The following is a 14,016-nucleotide window of genomic DNA, read 5'->3' on the forward strand; positions in this document are numbered from 1 at the left end:
CACTGACATCACAGGAAATGAATCAACCCCTTTGTTCTATGCTCAGCAGTAAGCCAAGCGGTGCTTTTACCTTTACGGGTAGTAAGATTAGCGTGAAGTTCAACCGGTTGCCTCTGCTGGTGTATAGCCTCAGAGGCGTAACGTTAAAGAATTTCGCGCCGTTCATAATAAAGCAAAAACAATAACAATTTTCGGGTCTTTTCTTACCAGGCGGTACCCGCAATGCGCACACATATAACAAGCAGATCCCAATCAGTCGGCACCTGCAACCTACAGCCCCTAATCCTTAAGACAGAACAGTATTGTTTTGGCAGGGTATCTTTTAATCACTGTTGTTTTAGCAAACCATCCACCTTCCTACTGGAGAGCCGTGATGCGTAAGTCGCTTAATTTTCTCTACGATGCATCGGGTGTACTGGCAGGGATTTGCATCTTGATTATCACCCTTATCATTCTATCCCAGAGCATCGGCCGATGGTTTGGAATCATCATTCCTTCTACCGAAGATTTCTCCGGATACTTACTGGCAGCATCCAGCTTCCTTGGGCTTGCCTATACATTCAGACACGGCGTTCATATTCGCGTCAACCTGGTCTATAAGAACTTCCCTCGCCCGGTTCGTCACAAGCTTGAACTTTGTATACTGCTAGTGGCCACTCTGCTGGTGGCTTTTATGACGTATCACATGTCCTATATGGCCTACGAGTCCTTTATTTTTGAAGAAGTATCCTCAGGATATATCCCTGTTCCGCTATGGATACCCCAGAGCACACCGGCCTTTGGCCTGCTGGTATTCACCATTGCATTGCTTGATGAATTTATAACGGCGCTGCGAGGTGAAAAACCAGCCTTCCTTGCTGCTGAAGAACTGGACAAGTTAGAGATTATTACCGAGGAGGGGTGCTAGTGGAATCCTTAACGATATCAATTATTGTAATCATCGGCCTGTTTGCCTTTCTCGCAGCCGGTATGTGGGTTGCGCTGTCACTGTTCACGGCAGCGCTGGTCGGGATGTATCTCTACGGAAACGACTCTTTTGGCTACATCTATGCCACGACAACCTGGGGAGCTATTTCCGGCTGGGCACTAACGGCTTTACCACTGTTTATCTGGATGGGAGAAATTCTCTTCCGAACACGTTTGGCAGAAGACCTGTTCAAGGGGCTGACCCCCTGGTTAGGGCGAGTCCCAGGACGATTACTGCACGTCAATATCGTCAGTTGTGGAATATTTGCTGCAGTTTCAGGTTCATCGGCGGCAACGGCAGCCACCATCGGTAAAATGACTTTGCCGGAGCTAAAAAAGCGCGGCTATTCCGATAAAATGGCGATAGGTACCTTAGCTGGGTCCGGCACTCTTGGGTTGCTGATTCCACCTTCCATCATCCTCATTGTTTATGGCGTCGCAGCGGAGATATCCATTGCCCGGCTGTTTATTGCTGGTGTCCTTCCTGGCCTGCTACTGGTCTCCCTGTTTATGGGTTTCACCATGATCTGGTTTGCTATCAGCGGCAATAAATCGGCTGATGAAACCATCGAGAAAATCCCTTTTATCAGCAAGGTAAAAAAATCCGCAGCCCTGATTCCGGTGATGCTGCTGATTATATTTGTGCTTGGTTCCATCTATGGCGGTTTGACCACCACTACCGAAGCTGCCGCTTTTGGGGTTGCCGGTGCACTGGTTCTGGCTTCACTGACAGGTAGCATGAATTTCAAGACCTTTATGGACAGCTTGATGGGCGCGACCAAGACCTCCTGCATGATCGCTCTGATATTGGCCGGTGCTGCATTCCTGACCACTGCCATGGCATTTCTCGGTTTGCCGCAGATGCTGGCAGAAATGATTGCCGATATGCAGCTATCCAACTTTATGCTGCTGATTGCCCTCACGGTCCTGTTTGTTTTTCTCGGATGTTTCCTGGATGGTATCTCGGTGGTAGTACTGACAACCTCAGTGGTGCTGCCAATGGTCTCTCAAGCGGGTATCGATCTTATCTGGTTCGGTATCTTTATCGTTCTCGTGGTAGAAATGTCACAAATAACTCCCCCTGTAGGTTTCAACCTGTTCGTAATCCAGGGTCTGACCGGGAAGGATCTGTGGTATATTGCCAAGGCTGCGGCACCATTTTTTCTTTTAATATTACTGGCGGTTTTTTTGATCATTCTGTTCCCAGGGATAGTCACCTTCTTACCGGAGCAAATGACGGCAAACTAAGAAGCCTAAATAACACAACGAGACTGTCCGTGTATGCAACAAGTCGGCATTCGGCAGTCTCAAATACAAGGTAATACCATGTCCGACGAGCAAGATTTCGGTACTATCGTCTCTTCGTCCCATCTGGTTTCAGAACTCAGTAGCGAACTCAGTGAGTTTGAATATGGATTAACAATTGCAAACAACTCTTTTCAACGCTGGATGCTGCATTGTTCCAGCAGCAGCGGAGTGGAAGGACTTACGCCGCTGGATGTCCTTGTAGTACATCACATCAATCATAGAGAACGGCCCAAAAAGGTGTCAGATATCTGTTTTATACTGAATCAGGAAGATACCCATACCATCGCTTATTCGGTAAGAAAACTGGTTGGCCAGGGTATGATCAAAGGATCGAAGCAGGGTAAAGAAACCTTCTATCGGACAACTGAACAAGGTCAGAATTTTTGTAGAAAATATCGGGAAGTCCGTGAGGCATGTTTAGTTGAATCCCTGACGGCTCTAAGCTTGTCCAACGAGGAAATAGGCGAAGTGGCTAAGGCGTTACGCACGCTTTCCGGTATTTACGACCAAGCTTCCAGGGCAGCGGCTTCACTTTAAAAAGGCTGGATATTACAAAGGAGTTCTTTAGTGATCACAGCCTGACCTTTTGAGGTTACTAATGAAAAAACTCTTATTTATCTTATTGCTATGGAATCTGTTCAGCTACTCAGCCCATGCTGATCCTCTAAAGCTGGTTGCCCTGCAATACCCCCCTTATGTCTATGCCGAGGAAGGGGAAATAAAGGGTATCGCCACTCAGATGATTAGAGCGATTTTTGACGAACTGGAAGTGGAAATAGACATAGAGGTGTTACCCTGGGCGCGAGCATTACGAGCACTCAAGTATAAAACTGCAGATGGCGTGTTCACCATTTTCAAGACAAAGGAACGCTTAGCGTTTCTGGACTATCCCAACCAGCCCCTGATCGATCAGCGTATTTCAATTTATGTCCGTCAAGACTCCAGCATAGAATTCAGCGGAGATCTGGAACCTTTATATCCACACCGTATCGCCCTGACTCGTTCCGTCAGTTATGGCAGTGTTTTTGATGCCTCCAGGCAGAACTTTGTTAACAGCATTACGGTCAACGACGAAATCTCCAAATTCGATCTTTTGGCAATAGGACGCACAGAGCTGTTAATCAGCAATCAGGATGCAGCCGAATACTATATTGAAAAGCTGGGGCTGGTCGGAAAGTTTCGCAGACTCACTCCCGCCCTGGAGTCAGTTCCCAGTTACCTTGCTTTAACCCGAAGTCCAAAGCATAGGGCATTGCTTGAAAGGTTCGAACAGGTATTGAATCGATTTAAAAGCAGCGGCCAGTTGCATCAAATAAACAAGCGCAGCCTTGCTTCCGGCAAACCATCTGCGCCAGAGCTGCGTTTTTAACGGTGTATATTTTTGGACAGCGATTCTCACACTACTCGGATAGCTGCTTACTAACGATCTCCAAAACAGTGTTAACCTCATCGATATTCATCTGCCCTGGCGCCGAACTTGTCCGTCCTACAGCAAAGGTAACGGCGGACCCAAAAACCCCACCGATCATTCGACTTAATGAGCCGTAAGCCCCCATCGACATGGTAATCAGCGGTATCTGTAACGCCTGATTAGCCTTGAGCGTCGCGCTCAGTAAACGAAGTACATCATCCAGCCCATCAGGCATCACCGCCACCTTGGCAATATCAGCTCCCGCAGCTTCAGCATCCAGCAATTTTTGCACAATATCATCTTCAGAAGGAGTACAGCTGAAATTATGATAGGAGACAACCAGACCCAATTGATGCTGCTGGCACAAGGCTCTCAGATAGTCCAGATTATCTGCAGGATTACTAAGCTCATAATCGATCAGGTCCACACTTCGGCTTGCGCAGACAGCAGTATACATCTGTACCACTTCGTCCTCCGAAAGGGGTATCCTCTGCCCCCCTTCATGCTCCGCTCGACGGGTAAACAATAACGGAATATCTGCGATTACAGATTTAATCTGACGAGCCGCTTCAACCACTTTATCGGTATCGGAAATATCGGTAAAAAAATCAACCCGCCATTCAATCAGATCTGGAGTTTTGACGATTATCGCCCGAGCCTCCTCTAACAAATCACTAATATTACTGGCCACTAAAGGACAACAAACCAAAGGTTGCTTACCCTTACTGACAGCTTGACCCTTTATTTTGATCTGTTTTTCAGTTTTCAAGATAGTATCCGGAAAGTAGGTTGGTACGAGTCTCACAGTGTGAGCGCCAGAGCATATATTCTCAAGAATGAAAGTCAACTAAAGCCAATCAAAGGCCCTACTCTAAGCCATTTACTCACTTATCTTCTACCTTCCAGCCAGAGGTAACATCAATAAACCACTCCAGAAACATCTGAATCAAGCAGTATTTATAAAATATCATAAATACGAATCATTATTGTTTGCATTAGCATAAATATTGTGTAGAATAGCCTTAACAAAGAAGCAACAGGCAATATATTAGTTAAGCGCTTTGATCCACTATCTCCTCCCAGGATAGATAGTAGTCATCCCCGCTCCAGGATGGGCCGGAGGTGGTTAACCGATGCACGGAAGCGTCGAAGGATCAGTTGCCCTGATACAGCGCTGAAAAGCTGCTTTGTTACTCCTGCAGGACCATGCGGAGCACGTTAATCTGGGCCCATTTATCGTGAGCCGCCATGGCCCTGTACCAACTGGATACAACCGTTGCTGCCTAACCCACAGCACACTGACTTACGGAAGAGACAACCAGAAGGAGAGGTAATCAAGGATCTCTGCATAGCAGACTGAAATGGAGTTCAGGTAACAATAGGTTTTATACCGTGGCCTGCCATATTGAGTAGACTCTTACGCCGATCTGCTCACTATGCACCGCTACCAGCCAAAAAACCAGGACGGCCTCTTTCCCCACAGAAAAGGCCGTTTTTTTGGTTTCAGAAGCTGTTTGATCCCAGAACCTGCAAGCCCGCAGGACCTTCTGGCCAATAGCAGGACCTTCTAGCCAATAGAAACACCAGGATGCCTGAACAGCTCACCAACCTCATGCCTCGTTAATCACACTCAGTTTGTTCGCGTTGCAATCACCTTCAAGCCGATAGCCACCATGGCCCCTCCAAGAACACGATCAATCCAATGACCAACAGCGTTAAACCGCCGACTGACCGATGGATTGGAAAGAAGGATAACAACCATCGAAAACCAGCCCAGCTGAATTAACATCATCCATACACCATAGATGGCAATCTGATACAGCGGCATATCAGGCGATAGCACCACTGTAAACAGCGAGACAAAATAGATTGGCGCTTTGGGGTTTAACGCATTACACAAAAAACCAATACCCACTGTTTTTGCCGCAGAGTTGCGTTCTATCGTTTTAGCAATAGGTTCAGAATTGACCGAAGGCCTGGCCCTAAGCCCCTTGATTCCAAGGTAAATAAGATAGCCACCACCCAGCAACTTAATAACCCAAAGTGCTGCCGCTGAATTTGCGATAATTGCGGCAAGCCCAAAGGAGGAATACAGGATATGAATAGACAAGCCAAGTGCGATGCCAAGACTACACAGAAATCCCGATCGACGACCATTCGTCAGCGTTTGTTGTGATACCAGCACAAAGTCGGGACCGGGAGATGCGGCAGCAAGTATATGAATAGAACTGATTAGCAATAGCCCTTGAAAAAGATCCATGTCCACCTCTGTTACATTAAAATCAACGTTATTTCCATTAGCTTCAGATATTACGCATATTCAACATCTAAGAAACCATTTTTTAAGTTTAATAAGTTTATAGGATATAACTATCGAGCAACCATAGCGCTGTGAGTACGCCAAGCCACTTACTAAGCAGATATCTTCAGAAGCTTAAACCCGGTCGCCGATCGGACTGCGCCCCGAACGAACTCACCTGAACTGCTGCGTCAACACAAGAGATCAGGTATATCAAAGAGTTGACGGCTAAGCCTTCCCAGCTACAATAATGACGAAACTGCCTAATTCTGAACTCATTTCTACTGCCAATGACTGTTCACCTCTTTGCAACAACTCTGCTGCACTGCAAGAAAAATCGGGTTCCATCCGTTGCGCTTCCAATACTTGTGGCATTGTCTCATTCAACATCTGGCCCAGAATGATATTTAACAACTCCCCCATTCCATCTTCTGCCAGCACGGAATCGCATTCTTCAGGGGTAATCCCCATAAATCGACTAGCGATATTGATCCGCGACTGGTCATTGCTGGCAAGTCCGATTACAAAGGGAGGGATCGCCTGAACAGGAATATGGACGCTGTTACCCAAGGTTTCTAAAGTTTCATTTCGCAGTAGGCATTTCAGGTGACAGTGGACTTTAAGCATCCGTAAAAACAGCTTACCAAAGAAGTCTATACTGTTTAGCAAAACCTCTGCCTGAGGGTGGCCTTCGATGGCTGCGTTCAGCGCTTTAAAAGCATCCTGCGAACTCTGCTGATGGAGTTCCAACTCGACCAACAGCTGCTCTGAATCGAGATAACCCTCTTCCACCAGAATAGTTCCGATATACTTGTGTTCTTGCTTTTGCAGCCGCAGCAACTCCTCCATTTGCATGGCAGACAACAAGCCTTCACCCTGAGCGATATCCCCAAAGCGTTTATCCTGAAGAATTTGCTTCTGATTAATCAGTTCGACCTGTTCGGGACTCAGCATGCTCAGTCTGACAGCCAGTTCTCCCAGCAACGGATGGGATGCCCGCTGAAGATCAATTGCATGCTGCAATTCACTTTCGCTTAACAACCCCTTTCTCAGGAGAAACTTACCAAATAAGTTTGCTTGCATTTGAGCTCCTTAGCATGAGCATCTCAAGTACTTCCACTCTAGAGGTTCCGTCAGCATATAGTCAGAAATCGTTACACAAATTTACTTCTACAACTGACCTGATACCAGCTGATTCTAAACCTGAATATCCAGCTTACTAGATTAGAAGCCAACTGAGTACAGTCGATAACCCTCAGCGACTATTCTTGTCTGTTCTACATTAAAGATTTTGTCTTAGATTAAAGGCTATTCTCAGGCCTTGCGAAGAGCCATCCTTAAGAGACCGAATCGACAATTGGCCATGTCCGTGACCCAGACAGAGCCTGGCCTGGTGGTCCACATTGAGATAAATAAAAATTAATTATTAATAATAAAATATCGATAAACGATAATTTTTTGTCGATTAATTATATTTAATATCATACACTCCAGCTATCCAAACAAGAGGTGATAGCTATGTCTAACATTCAAAAGCAAAGCCGCAGGGTGCGTTTATTCCTCCAGCTTCTATTTTTTGTCATTCCTGCTGGCGTAGTTTACTTTTGGTTGACTGCGCAAACTGAGTTCGATCTCCTTACCAAGGCAGGTGTTATCCAACTCAGTTTTAATATCGATTCTTTAACACAGCTGAATTTATCCTATACCACTCGATTACTGGCTGCATTTGCCAGTCTGTTGGTAGCGAGCATAGTACTGTATGCATTAAGCATATTAATTCGTCTTTTCCGAAACTACGAAAATGGAAATATTTTTACTCAAGAAAACGCAAGGTACTACCAGAAACTGGGTTACTGTTTATTTTACTGGGTAGCAGGCGGAGTTATATACGGCGGAGCCATCTCCGTAATTCTGTCATTCAATAACCCCCCGGGAGAAAGAATACTAAGCCTGGGCTTTGCTGGCATTGATTTTCTGACGATAGTACTTGGCTTTCTGGTATTGATTATTTCCTGGGTAATGAAAGAGGCTTACCAAATTGCTGATGAAAACAGCCAGACGATTTAAGGAGAGGATATGACCATCCGTATCGATTTGGACGTAATGATGGCAAAGCGCAAAATGCGCTTGAAAACGCTGTCGCAATTGGTGGGCATTACCGAGCAGAATCTATCGGTTCTGAAAAATGGGAAAGCTAAAGCCATTCGCTTCTCAACATTGGACAAAATTTGCCAGGTTCTTGAATGTCAACCCGGCGATATTCTGGCATATGATCATGAGTTTGAAAGCTAAGCTCTCACTGCTTCACATAACAGATCCAAAACCTGTCAGCATTAGTGAGGCAAGCACTCCCATAAAAGCAATTCCGTACCAGAAACTTTGGGTCATTTTCTCCTCTCCCCTTTAATTTTATTCCCTTAAAAAGGGGCTGTATCAGCCCCATAAAAACTCAATCATAGACCTGTAAAATCTATAGGTTCAGCGTACCTCAAAACAAGCACACACGCAAATACGAATTATTATTATTTACTATTACAAATCAGGTTGAATATGCTACTCTAGCGATTCCAACCTATCTTTGTTTGAGTTTTAGGCCGCATTAGCGGCCTTTTTTTTGCTTACCCACAAAATTTTTAACCAGTTACAACCCTTCCTGCAAGGTTTAATCAGACAATACCAACAAATGCTATTGATTCTCATTATCTTTATTTGTTGTAATAATTACCGTTACCATTTAGATTTACTGAATATCTGTATCGATACAATGAGTGAGGTAATTTTATGCACCATAGATTCTTATGTGATCACCACCGTGATCAACTACGCAATAATCCCGAAGCAGCAATAACCTTGTGGTACCGTGGAATGCAGGATGGCGAAACACAGTATGATCTGGCTCTATTGAACAAGGCCGTTGTGTCATTTGGAGGCGCATTTGAGGCAGCAGAGATATTATTCGAAGAGCGATTGATTAGCTCCACTATCAGCATCAATCACCTTACCGGATCAAGCATTGTTCTAGCAAAATCTCTGTATGAAGATGGTCAAACAGACCTATGCAGAACTATTATGCAATCAGTACGCACCAGAATCCATGGAAGGTTGACCGATGAATCACCAAACACCGCCTTTGGAAAATACGCTGCTGAGTGCCTTTCAATATTGGATAAAACGTATCTCAAGCTGTTTTCAACCCACCAGGATCCTGTCTTATCAACATCAGAACTCAGTAATAAAACTATCTTGGATGAAAGCTTTGGACAGACCGTTCACTAGAGTGTCAATTAAAAGGCATCTGTTTAAGCTGCTGACTGTATCGCCGATGAAAACCATAGATTAATGCAAGTCTTTCAGATCACAATCCCCAGCCAACAGATCAACCCTTTTCGCTTTCCAGCAATCACCGAATGTCTCCGTTCCGGAAATACTACTGCCCCAACCCGCCAGCAGTCATGGTGATCGATGTCAGGCTCTGGGTTAAGAAAAAGCCCAAAGCAGCTATACTGCTTTGGGCTTTCTATTTGCCGCGACAACGTTTGTTACAGCAATAGATCGCAGACTGCCAATACCTCAGCAACCCGCTGATCAGATCAGCTATTGGCTGCAGCCAGTATCGCGTTCAAGGTAGCACTTGGGCGCATCACTTTCTTAACAGTCTCACGCTTGGCATGGAAGTAACCATCCAGCTCAGCAGGCTTACCTTGTGCAGCAGCTAGCTCAGCAATGATTTTCTCTTCATTGTCAGTCAGTTCTTTAGCCAAAGGTGCAAACTGAGCTGCCAGTTCAGCATCCTCCGTTTGTCCAGCCACTGCCTGTGCCCAATACATTCCCAGATAGAAATGACTACCACGGTTGTCCAGCTCACCAGTCTTGCGGGAAGGAGATTTATTATTCTCCAGTAGCATGCCCGTAGCCTGATCAAGAGTCTTGGATAAAATAGTAATACGAGGATCGTTATTCTTGATCCCCATCTCTTCGAGGGATACGGCCAGGGCCATGAATTCACCCAAAGAGTCCCAACGTAAATGATTCTCTTCTTCGACCTGCTGCACGTGCTTAGGTGCAGAACCGCCCGCTCCTGTCTCATACATACCGCCACCTTTCAGCATTGGCACAATAGACAGCATCTTTGCGGAAGTGCCCAGTTCCATTATTGGGAACAGGTCAGTCAGATAGTCACGTAATACGTTACCCGTCACAGAAATGGTATCTCTGCCACGCATCATACGTTCCATGCTACGGCGAATGGCTTCGACATAAGTCATGATGCGGATATCCAGACCTTCGGTGTCATGATCCTGGAGGTATAGATTTACTTTTTTGATCAGTTCAATATCGTGCGGACGGTTACGATCCAACCAGAAGATAGCAGGCGTATCCGACTGGCGTGAACGAGTAACTGCCAATTTAACCCAGTCACGAACCGGCTCATCTTTAGTTTGGCAAGCGCGCCAGATATCGCCCTTCTCAACTTCATGCTGGATCAACACGGTACCATCAGCCTTGACTATGCGCATGGTTCCGTCTTCTTCCACTTCGAAGGTTTTATCGTGAGAACCGTATTCTTCAGCCTTTTTAGCCATCAGGCCAACATTTGGTACAGTACCCATTGTGGTTGGATCAAATGCACCATTGGTTTTACAGAAGTTGATCATTTCCTGATAGATAGTGGAGTAGGTACTCTCAGGCATAACGGCCTTGGTATCTTTAGCCTTACCGTCAGGGCCCCACATCTTGCCACCGTTACGGATCATTGCTGGCATAGAGGCATCAACAATCACATCACTGGGAACATGCAGGTTGGTAATTCCCTTAACAGAATCAACCATCGCCAATTCGGGACGGTTCTCGTAACAGGCATGGATATCTTCCATGATCTCTTCACGCTTGGAGCGAGGCAGAGCTTCTATCTTCTCGTAAACACTGCTTAAACCGTTGTTAGGATTAACACCCAACTCCTCAAACAAAGCACCGTGTTTCTCAAAAAGATCTTTGTAAAAAACCGTGACTGCATGACCGAAAACAATGGGGTGAGAAACCTTCATCATCGTCGCTTTAACATGCAAGGACCACATAACACCAGACTCTTTGGCATCGTTCAGCGATTCTTCAAAAAACTTACACAGAGCCTTGGCGCTCATAAACATACCGTCAATGATTTCACCGGCTTCCAGGCTCAGCTCTTTCTTAACGGTGACCGTACCATCTTTTGCTACGAACTCAATTCGAACATCCGTCGCATCACTCATAGTGACGGACTGCTCGTGGGAGTAAAAGTCTCCACCGCGCATGTAGTCAGCATGAGTACGGGAAGCCATACTCCACTTACCCATAGAATGGGGGAATTTTCGGACAAACTGTTTGACGGCGGAAGGAGCACGACGATCAGAGTTCCCTTCACGCAACACCGGGTTTACAGCACTACCGAGAATTTTTGAGTAGCGATCCAGAATCGCTTTCTCTTCATCAGTCTGAGGATCTTCTGGAAAATCAGGTAACTTGTAACCAGACGCCTGAAGCTCAGTAATACAGGCATTCAACTGTGGCACAGACGCGGAGATATTCGGTAGCTTGATAATGTTTGCGCTCGGATCCTGAGTCAACTTGCCTAGAAACGCCAGGCCATCTTCTACTTTCTGATCTTCGCTTAAATATTCGGGAAATGCAGACAGAATACGTGATCCCAGGGAAATATCGGAGATTTTAACGCCTATGCCAGCGGCAGAGGTAAAGGTTCTGACAATTGGAAGAAGAGAACAGGTTGCCAATGATGGCGCTTCATCGGTCAGCGTATAGTAGATGGTATGCGAGTTTGTATTCTGAGAGCTGGTGGTCATAGTATCCCCTGTGTTTTCCGGCTGATGGCCAAGGACTCGAATTCGGTAACTTTTGATTACCACTGCCGCTGTAAAGCCTAAGAGCAACAGATCAAGCCTAAGGAATGGAAATTCGGCGGCATATTGTATTGCACTTTGGTGTGAACACTAAAGTCGAAAGTGCCATTTTCTGTAAAAATTCTACTAAAAGACTATATTTCGACCAATATTAACCGGATCTGATAAGGGTACAGATGATAATTGAGTAGTCAATTTACAACAAGACTTAGAGTATAAATCAGAGCTATCCTTCCAAAGAAGCAACGATAGCCGATCAAAGATCGACGTTTGATAGCTAAGCAAATCTTCTGGGAGTACTATCAATCCGTTCGAATCGGCTTAAGATTGGCATGAATGTTTGAGGGAGTGAGTGGTGAAAATACAATCTCTGCACATCGATATTGTTTCTGATGTTGTCTGCCCCTGGTGCGTCATCGGATACAAGCGTCTCGAACAAGCTTTGGCTCGCTATCAAGAGCAACTCAGCTACCCGGAACAATTCAGCATCGACTTGAATTGGCAGCCTTTTGAACTTAATAGCAAGATGCCGCTGGGAGGACAAAATCTGCGCGAGCACCTGACAGAGAAATACGGGGCCAGTTCCAACGGCAGCAAGAGCATCCGTCAGCAACTCACCGATCTCGGTGCCTCGCTGAACTTTAACTTTAATTTCTTTGACGAAATGCGTATCTACAATACCTTTAAAGCCCACCAGCTACTGTACTGGGCCCACTCAGAAGGTAAGCAAACCGAATTACAGCAACAGCTCTTTAAAGCCTATTTCAGTGATCAGCAAGCACTGGATCAGGATGATGTACTTATCACAGCTGCGATATCAGTCGGCCTTAAGGAAGAAAAGGCGGCTGCGGTATTAGAAACTCAGGAATTCGCTGAAATTGTCAGAAAGGAACAAAGCACATGGTTAGCCCATGGTATTCAGGCAGTTCCTGCATTTATCTTCAATGGTCGACGACTACTTTCAGGCGCTCAGGAAGTAGAAGTACTTAAGGAGCAAATAGAAATATCCATGACTGAACTTTGATCCTCGACTGGCCAAATATAAACCTCTCAAAACAGAAGACAGCCCTTGCTCCGATCTTTGGCTACAGGGCCGACGGAACCTGATCAATTTATTTACAAACGCCCTGAACCTCAAGCAGTCGCCTGCATACGATATTTTCCAGGAGACACGCCGATCTGACGCCGAAAGGCCCTGAAGAACGCCGTCTCACTTAAGTATCCCAGCTGGTCAACAATCTGACTGATACTCAACTTATTGGTCTCCAGCATCCGACAAGCCAATCGCATACGCCACTGGCTCAGATATTCTCCAGGAGGACAACCGACGGTATCACGAAAATGCTGATTAAACGCGGTACGCGACATGCCAGCTTCGGCCGCTAAAGACTCTACACTCCAGCGTTGTTCAGGCTGGCGGTGCATGGCAGTGATCGCCCGGGCCAGGCGAAGATCAGACAACCCGGCCAACACCCCTTTTTCGATTTTCTGATGCTCCATTAAAAAACGCAGAACATGTACTAACAGCACTTCCGCCAATCGATTTAAAACGGTCTCCTGTCCACACCGGTTTTGTCTACTTTCCTGCAACAATAGCTGAATAACAGGATTTAATGCATGCCGTGCCGGGTCATCCTGCAGAATCCGAACAACTGGCGGCAACATGTCAAAAAGCGGATTAAGCCGGACAGGACCGAAACAGAGAGGACAACAAAGTAACTGAAACTGGTCATCATCACTAAACAACTGTTGATGACTGCCCTGGGTCACCCAGATAAGATCACCCCGTTTTATCCGGGTTCTGTCTTGCTGGTTCGGATTAACCTGTCCAAGCCCCTGATTAATAAAACCATCTCCATCATTAATCAATCCAATAGCTGAGTCACCCGGCAGCAGCAATCCAGACTGTTTTCCAGATATCAGCTCAACTTGTTGTGCTTTAGGGCTGAACAGATCCAGTAAAGAAGATAAACGATCCATAATGTACGATATGATAGATATAAAGGGGTTTATGCGTACTAATCGTACATCTCTCTTGGTTACATTTCCAGACATCACTCTTATTAATGACTTATTACATTCACATCCCTTTCCGTAGCTGGAAAAGAATGGTGTTAAAACACTAAGTAACCGGAGAA

The 14,016-nt window shown here is 45.7% G+C and carries 13 protein-coding genes; 8 read left to right on the forward strand and 5 right to left on the reverse strand.

Annotated elements, in window-relative coordinates; all coding sequences use genetic code 11:
- Positions 1 to 373 precede the first annotated feature (373 nt).
- The 4 genes from BGP75_RS12755 to BGP75_RS12770 all read left to right on the forward strand — a co-directional run bounded on the left by BGP75_RS12755 (position 374) and on the right by BGP75_RS12770 (position 3,643).
- Complete coding sequence (locus BGP75_RS12755; RefSeq protein WP_076718972.1) at positions 374 to 907, forward strand: TRAP transporter small permease; 534 nt, start codon at positions 374 to 376, stop codon at positions 905 to 907.
- Positions 907 to 2,214, forward strand: coding sequence for a TRAP transporter large permease (locus tag BGP75_RS12760; protein ID WP_076718973.1), 1,308 nt, complete (start codon positions 907 to 909; stop codon positions 2,212 to 2,214). The genes BGP75_RS12755 and BGP75_RS12760 overlap by 1 nt, the downstream gene beginning before the upstream one ends.
- Before the next feature lie 78 nt (positions 2,215 to 2,292).
- Positions 2,293 to 2,811, forward strand: coding sequence for a winged helix DNA-binding protein (locus BGP75_RS12765; protein ID WP_076719321.1), 519 nt, complete (start codon positions 2,293 to 2,295; stop codon positions 2,809 to 2,811).
- A 61-nt stretch (positions 2,812 to 2,872) separates the two neighbouring features.
- The gene (locus tag BGP75_RS12770; protein ID WP_076718974.1) at positions 2,873 to 3,643 is read left to right on the forward strand and encodes an ABC transporter substrate-binding protein; all 771 of its coding nucleotides are present in this window, start codon (positions 2,873 to 2,875) and stop codon (positions 3,641 to 3,643) included.
- A 31-nt stretch (positions 3,644 to 3,674) separates the two neighbouring features.
- Here the strand turns inward: BGP75_RS12770 and aroD are convergent, their stop codons facing one another.
- The 3 genes from aroD to BGP75_RS12785 all read right to left on the reverse strand — a co-directional run bounded on the left by aroD (position 3,675) and on the right by BGP75_RS12785 (position 7,067).
- A complete protein-coding gene (gene aroD, locus BGP75_RS12775) occupies positions 3,675 to 4,454 on the reverse strand; it encodes a type I 3-dehydroquinate dehydratase (RefSeq protein ID WP_076718975.1) in 780 nt (259 codons plus the stop codon).
- Between the two features lie 861 nt (positions 4,455 to 5,315).
- The gene (locus BGP75_RS12780; RefSeq protein WP_076718976.1) at positions 5,316 to 5,945 is read right to left on the reverse strand and encodes a LysE family translocator; all 630 of its coding nucleotides are present in this window, start codon (positions 5,943 to 5,945) and stop codon (positions 5,316 to 5,318) included.
- A 267-nt stretch (positions 5,946 to 6,212) separates the two neighbouring features.
- A complete protein-coding gene (locus tag BGP75_RS12785; RefSeq protein ID WP_076718977.1) occupies positions 6,213 to 7,067 on the reverse strand; it encodes a hypothetical protein in 855 nt (284 codons plus the stop codon).
- A 435-nt stretch (positions 7,068 to 7,502) separates the two neighbouring features.
- Between BGP75_RS12785 and BGP75_RS12790 the strand changes: the two genes are divergently transcribed.
- The 3 genes from BGP75_RS12790 (at position 7,503) to BGP75_RS12800 (ending at position 9,260) form a co-directional block, all read left to right on the forward strand.
- Positions 7,503 to 8,051, forward strand: a complete 549-nt coding sequence (locus tag BGP75_RS12790; protein WP_076718979.1) for a DUF2975 domain-containing protein — start codon at positions 7,503 to 7,505, stop codon at positions 8,049 to 8,051.
- A gap of 9 nt (positions 8,052 to 8,060) precedes the next feature.
- Positions 8,061 to 8,276 (forward strand): helix-turn-helix transcriptional regulator, encoded by a 216-nt coding sequence (locus BGP75_RS12795; RefSeq protein ID WP_076718981.1) that lies wholly within the window; start codon positions 8,061 to 8,063, stop codon positions 8,274 to 8,276.
- A gap of 489 nt (positions 8,277 to 8,765) precedes the next feature.
- Positions 8,766 to 9,260, forward strand: a complete 495-nt coding sequence (locus BGP75_RS12800; protein WP_143821047.1) for a hypothetical protein — start codon at positions 8,766 to 8,768, stop codon at positions 9,258 to 9,260.
- 314 nt (positions 9,261 to 9,574) lie between these two features.
- Here BGP75_RS12800 and BGP75_RS12805 read toward each other — a convergent pair whose 3' ends face one another.
- Positions 9,575 to 11,821 (reverse strand): NADP-dependent isocitrate dehydrogenase, encoded by a 2,247-nt coding sequence (locus tag BGP75_RS12805; RefSeq protein WP_076718983.1) that lies wholly within the window; start codon positions 11,819 to 11,821, stop codon positions 9,575 to 9,577.
- A 412-nt stretch (positions 11,822 to 12,233) separates the two neighbouring features.
- Here BGP75_RS12805 and BGP75_RS12810 point away from each other — a divergent pair, with 412 nt between their 5' ends.
- Positions 12,234 to 12,902, forward strand: a complete 669-nt coding sequence (locus BGP75_RS12810; RefSeq protein WP_198939354.1) for a DsbA family oxidoreductase — start codon at positions 12,234 to 12,236, stop codon at positions 12,900 to 12,902.
- A 110-nt stretch (positions 12,903 to 13,012) separates the two neighbouring features.
- Here the strand turns inward: BGP75_RS12810 and BGP75_RS12815 are convergent, their stop codons facing one another.
- Positions 13,013 to 13,858, reverse strand: coding sequence for an AraC family transcriptional regulator (locus BGP75_RS12815; RefSeq protein WP_158070106.1), 846 nt, complete (start codon positions 13,856 to 13,858; stop codon positions 13,013 to 13,015).
- Between the last annotated feature and the right edge of the window lie 158 nt (positions 13,859 to 14,016).

The organism is Motiliproteus sp. MSK22-1 (genome assembly GCF_001968815.1).
Lineage (GTDB): Bacteria > Pseudomonadota > Gammaproteobacteria > Pseudomonadales > Balneatricaceae > Motiliproteus.

What these genes read in the sequence shown, in the direction of transcription:
- BGP75_RS12780 (WP_076718976.1), bottom strand. Translation starts at nt 5,945, where the DNA reads ATGGATCTTTTTCAAGGGCTATTGCTAATCAGTTCTATTCATATACTT.
- BGP75_RS12765 (WP_076719321.1), top strand. Translation starts at nt 2,293, where the DNA reads ATGTCCGACGAGCAAGATTTCGGTACTATCGTCTCTTCGTCCCATCTG.
- BGP75_RS12785 (WP_076718977.1), bottom strand. Translation starts at nt 7,067, where the DNA reads ATGCAAGCAAACTTATTTGGTAAGTTTCTCCTGAGAAAGGGGTTGTTA.
- BGP75_RS12790 (WP_076718979.1), top strand. Translation starts at nt 7,503, where the DNA reads ATGTCTAACATTCAAAAGCAAAGCCGCAGGGTGCGTTTATTCCTCCAG.
- BGP75_RS12770 (WP_076718974.1), top strand. Translation starts at nt 2,873, where the DNA reads ATGAAAAAACTCTTATTTATCTTATTGCTATGGAATCTGTTCAGCTAC.
- BGP75_RS12800 (WP_143821047.1), top strand. Translation starts at nt 8,766, where the DNA reads ATGCACCATAGATTCTTATGTGATCACCACCGTGATCAACTACGCAAT.
- BGP75_RS12755 (WP_076718972.1), top strand. Translation starts at nt 374, where the DNA reads ATGCGTAAGTCGCTTAATTTTCTCTACGATGCATCGGGTGTACTGGCA.
- BGP75_RS12805 (WP_076718983.1), bottom strand. Translation starts at nt 11,821, where the DNA reads ATGACCACCAGCTCTCAGAATACAAACTCGCATACCATCTACTATACG.
- BGP75_RS12795 (WP_076718981.1), top strand. Translation starts at nt 8,061, where the DNA reads ATGACCATCCGTATCGATTTGGACGTAATGATGGCAAAGCGCAAAATG.
- BGP75_RS12815 (WP_158070106.1), bottom strand. Translation starts at nt 13,858, where the DNA reads ATGGATCGTTTATCTTCTTTACTGGATCTGTTCAGCCCTAAAGCACAA.